The organism is Rhodococcus sp. (in: high G+C Gram-positive bacteria) (assembly GCF_049286785.1).
Classification (GTDB): domain Bacteria; phylum Actinomycetota; class Actinomycetes; order Mycobacteriales; family Mycobacteriaceae; genus Rhodococcus_F.
Genome location: NZ_JBAQEO010000734.1, coordinates 1 through 4,575, shown reverse-complemented (window position 1 = coordinate 4,575; position 4,575 = coordinate 1). Strand labels below are relative to the sequence as shown.

Here is a 4,575-nt window from a genome sequence, read left to right as displayed (position 1 = left end):
GTCTCGGGATCCCTCGACCACTCACGGCGCTCGAAAAGTCACGAGCCGCAGGCCGTTTCTGTTGGTAACCTTCGGGACATCATGATCAACCGCCAGGATCGCCGCCCATGCTGATCTCACTGCTCCGCACCTACCTGCGTCCGTACAAGCGGGACCTCACGGGTGTGATCCTGTTCCAGCTGGTCGCGACGGCGGCCGCGTTGTATCTGCCCAGCCTCAATGCCGATCTGATCGACAACGGAGTCACCAAGGGCGACACCGGGTACATCCTTTCGACCGGCGGCGTGATGCTGCTCGTCACCGTCGTGCAGATCGTCTGCTCCATCGGGTCGGTGTATTTCGGTGCGCGGGCCGCGATGGGTTTCGGCCGCGACGTCCGCCAGGCCGTGATGCATCAGGTGGGCAGTTTCTCGTCGCGCGAATTCGGCAAGTTCGGCGCGCCGTCTCTCATCACGCGCAACACCAACGACGTGCAGCAGGTGCAGATGCTCGTGGTCATGAGCTGCACCATTCTGGTGATGGCGCCCATCATGTGCGTGGGCGGGATCGTCATGTCGATCCGCGAGGACGCCGGGCTGTCCTGGATCCTCGCCGTCACCGTGCCGGTCCTCGCGCTGTCGATGGGGGTCGTGATCTCCAAGATGGTGCCCGCGTTCCGTGAGATGCAGACCCGTATCGACGCGGTCAACAGGGTGCTGCGTGAGCAGATCACCGGCATCCGGGTGGTCCGGGCGTTCGTCCGCGAGCGATCCGAGATCCAGCGGTTCGAGGACGCGAACGAGCAACTCACCCAAACCGCGCTGCGGGTGGGCCGGCTCACCGCGCTGATGTTCCCGCTGGTGATGGTTATCGCGAACATCACCAGTGTTGCCGTGATCTGGTTCGGCGGTCACGAGATCGACAAGGGCACCATGCAGGTCGGTTCACTCACCGCCCTGCTCAGTTACATCATGCAGATCCTGATGTCGGTGATGATGGCGTCGTTCATCGCGATGATGGCTCCCCGCGCCACCGTGTGTGCCGAGCGGATCAGCGAGGTGCTGGAGACGGAATCGACGGTGGTTCCACCGTCCGCGCCGGTCACGATTCCGGACACCCCCGCGCTGGTGGAATTGCACCACGCCGAGTTCAAATTTCCCGGGGCAGACGTTCCGGTCTTGCGTGGCATCAGCTTCCGCGCCGAGCCCGGAAAGACCACCGCGATCATCGGCGGTACCGGCTCCGGCAAGACCACGCTGCTGTCACTGATTCCGCGATTGATCGACGCCACCTCGGGTTCGATCACGGTGTCGGGCGTCGATGTGCGGGACCTCGACCTCGATGTTCTGCGGTCCCGGATCGGCCTTGTCCCGCAACGACCGTATCTGTTCTCGGGCACCGTCGCGACCAACCTCCGCTACGGTAAGCCCGACGCTACCGACGACGAACTGTGGCATGCCCTCGAAGTGGCACAGGCCGCCGACTTCGTGCGCAACATGCCGGAAGGTCTGGACACGCCGGTGGCGCAGGGGGGTACGACGGTCTCGGGCGGTCAGCGACAGCGCCTGGCCATCGCCCGCGCGCTCGTCCGGCGGCCCTCGATCTACCTGTTCGACGACTCGTTCTCGGCCCTCGACCTCACCACCGACGCCCGGCTCCGGGCGGCGCTCGAACCCGAGACGTCGGATGCCTGCGTGATCATCGTCGCCCAGCGCGTGTCGACCATCGTCGAAGCCGATCAGATCGTGGTCCTCGAGGACGGCGCGATCGTCGGGATCGGGACGCACGACGAGCTGGTCGACACCTGCCCCACCTATTCGGAGATCGTCGAATCCCAACGATCCGTCCAGGAAGCGCTATGAGCGATCGCAGCAGCACCGCCACAGCGGAGAAGCCGTCCGAACCGCGCATACCGGGACCTATGGCGCCCGGCGCCCCCGGTTCCAAGCCGCACGCCCTGTGGCCGTCCACCAAGCGACTGCTGGGACGTCTGCGTCCGCACCGCCTCGCCGTCGGTACCGTTTTCGCCCTCGCAGCCATCGCAGTGGTACTCACCTCGATCGCGCCGCGGATGCTCGGTCAGGGCACAAACCTGATCTTCGACGGCATCATCGGCAAACAGCTGCCCGCGGGGCTTTCGAAGGAACAAGCCGTCGCCGGACTGCGTGCGGACGGTCAGAACACGTTCGCCGACATGGTGTCCGGTATGGCCGTGGTGCCCGGTGTCGGCATCGACTTCGCCGAACTCGGCCGGGTGCTGGCGATCGTCTTCGCGCTGTACGTGGGGTCGTCGATCTTCATGTGGTTCTCGGCGTACCTGCTCAACATCGTCGTGCAGGGTGTCGTCAAGAATCTGCGCGCCGAGGTGGAACGCAAGATTCACCGGCTTCCGCTGCGCTACTTCGATTCCCATTCCCGTGGTGACCTGCTCAGTCGCGTCACCAACGACATCGACAACGTGTCGCAGTCGTTGCAGCAGACCCTGAGTCAGCTGATCGTGTCGGCGATGACCGTCATCGGCATCCTCGTCATGATGATCGTGATCTCGCCGCTGCTCGCCTTGATCGCTGTGCTGACGGTTCCGGTATCGGTGTTGGTGACGGCGCTGATCGCGAAGCGGTCCAAGACGCACTTCGTGGCGCAGTGGAAATCCACCGGCGCACTCAACTCGCAAGTGGAGGAGGCGTTCACCGGCCACGAACTGGTCACCGTGTTCGGTCGCAGCCGCGAGGTGGAAGCCCGTTTCGACGAGCAGAACGAGGGTCTGTACGAGGCCAGTTACCGGGCGCAGTTCATCTCCGGTCTGATCATGCCGGCCATCATGTTTCTCGGGAACATCAACTACGTCGCCATCGCCGTCCTCGGCGGCATGCGCGTGGCGTCCGGCACGATGAGCCTCGGCGACGTGCAGGCGTTCATCCAGTACTCCCGCCAGTTCACCCAGCCGCTCACCCAGATCGGGGCGATGGTGAACCTCATGCAGTCGGGTGTGGCGTCCGCGGAGCGGGTGTTCGCGATCCTCGACGAGGACGAGGAGGAGCCCGACCGCGCCGACGCTCCCACACCGGCCGAACCTCGCGGCAGGGTGGAGTTCTCGGACGTGTCGTTCAGCTACGCGGCGGAGGAGCCGCTGATCGAGAATCTGTCGCTCGTGGCCGAACCCGGGCAGATGGTCGCCATCGTCGGACCCACCGGCGCCGGCAAGACCACCCTCGTCAACCTGATCCTGCGGTTCTACGAATTGGACGGCGGCAGAATCCTTCTCGACGGCGTCGACATCGCCGAGATGTCGCGCGACGACCTGCGGTCCCGTGTCGGAATGGTGCTCCAGGACGCGTGGCTGTTCGGCGGCACCATCCGCGACAACATCGCCTACGGACGTCCCGACGCCACCGAGGAGGAGATCCACGCGGCGGCCCGGATCAGTTACGTCGACCGGTTCGTCCACTCGCTGCCCGACGGGTACGACACCGTCATCGACGAAGAGGGAAGCAACATCAGTGCCGGCGAGAAGCAGTTGGTCACCATCGCCCGCGCGTTCATCTCACAGCCGTCGATCCTGATCCTCGACGAGGCGACGAGTTCCGTCGATACCCGCACCGAACTGCTGGTGCAGCACGCGACCGCCGTACTGCGCAGCGACCGGACGAGTTTCGTGATCGCCCATCGCCTGTCCACCATCCGCGACGCCGATCTCATCGTCGTGATGGAGGACGGCCGAATCGTGGAGCAGGGCGGCCATGACGACCTCCTCCTCGCCCGCGGCGCGTACTACCGCCTCTACAACAGCCAGTTCGTCGGCGCCGAGTTGTAGGACGCCGTGTAGGACGCCAGGGCCACCGGTGGTCCGACCTTCTCGACACCTCGCCGGCATCATCACCGGGCGAATCCGCGGCGTGGTTGGATACTCACCGTGAATGCTGTAGTCCCGACCCCGCCCGATCCGTTCTTCACCGTCGGTACCCGACTCGACGGACGGCTGGGTCGCACCGGGACCATTCACACCCCGCACGGCGACATTCCCACCCCGTCGTTCGTGGCTGTCGGCACCAAAGCGACGGTCAAGGCTGTTCTTCCCGAGGCTATGACGGCGCTCGGCGCGGAGTCGCTGCTGGCCAACGCCTACCACCTGTATCTGCAGCCCGGCGCGGACATCGTGGACGAGGCCGGGGGACTGGGCAAGTTCATGAACTGGCCGGGCCCCACGTTCACCGACAGCGGCGGGTTCCAGGTGATGTCGCTCGGCGTGGGGTTCAAGAAGGTCCTCGCGATGGAGTCCGTCGGGGTCCGGTCCGACGATGTCATTGCGAAGGGCAAGGAGCGCCTCGCGACGGTCGACGACGACGGTGTCACGTTCACATCGCACCTCGACGGGTCGCGGCACCGCTTCACCCCCGAGGTGTCGATGCGCATCCAGCACCAGCTCGGCGCCGACATCATGTTCGCGTTCGACGAGCTGACCACGCTGATGAACACGCGCCGATACCAGGAGGAATCCGTCGAGCGCACCCAGGCGTGGGCGGTGCGCTGCATCGTGGAGCACGAGAAGCTCAGCGCCGAGCGTGCGCACCGCCCGTACCAGGCTCTGTTCGGCGT

At 65.3% G+C, this 4,575-nt stretch carries 3 protein-coding genes; all 3 read left to right on the top strand.

Annotated elements, in window-relative coordinates; all coding sequences use genetic code 11:
* The first annotated feature begins 107 nt into the window (after nt 1-107).
* Nucleotides 108-1,841: an ABC transporter ATP-binding protein gene (locus WAW17_RS26730; protein ID WP_422335887.1), complete on the top strand. Its 1,734-nt coding sequence runs from the start codon at nt 108-110 to the stop codon at nt 1,839-1,841.
* Complete coding sequence (locus tag WAW17_RS26725) at nt 1,838-3,793, top strand: ABC transporter ATP-binding protein (protein ID WP_422335886.1); 1,956 nt, start codon at nt 1,838-1,840, stop codon at nt 3,791-3,793. The genes WAW17_RS26730 and WAW17_RS26725 overlap by 4 nt, the downstream gene beginning before the upstream one ends.
* 99 nt (nt 3,794-3,892) lie before the next feature.
* On the top strand, nt 3,893-4,575 hold a 683-nt coding region (locus WAW17_RS26720), incomplete at its 3' end, for a tRNA-guanine transglycosylase (protein WP_422335885.1).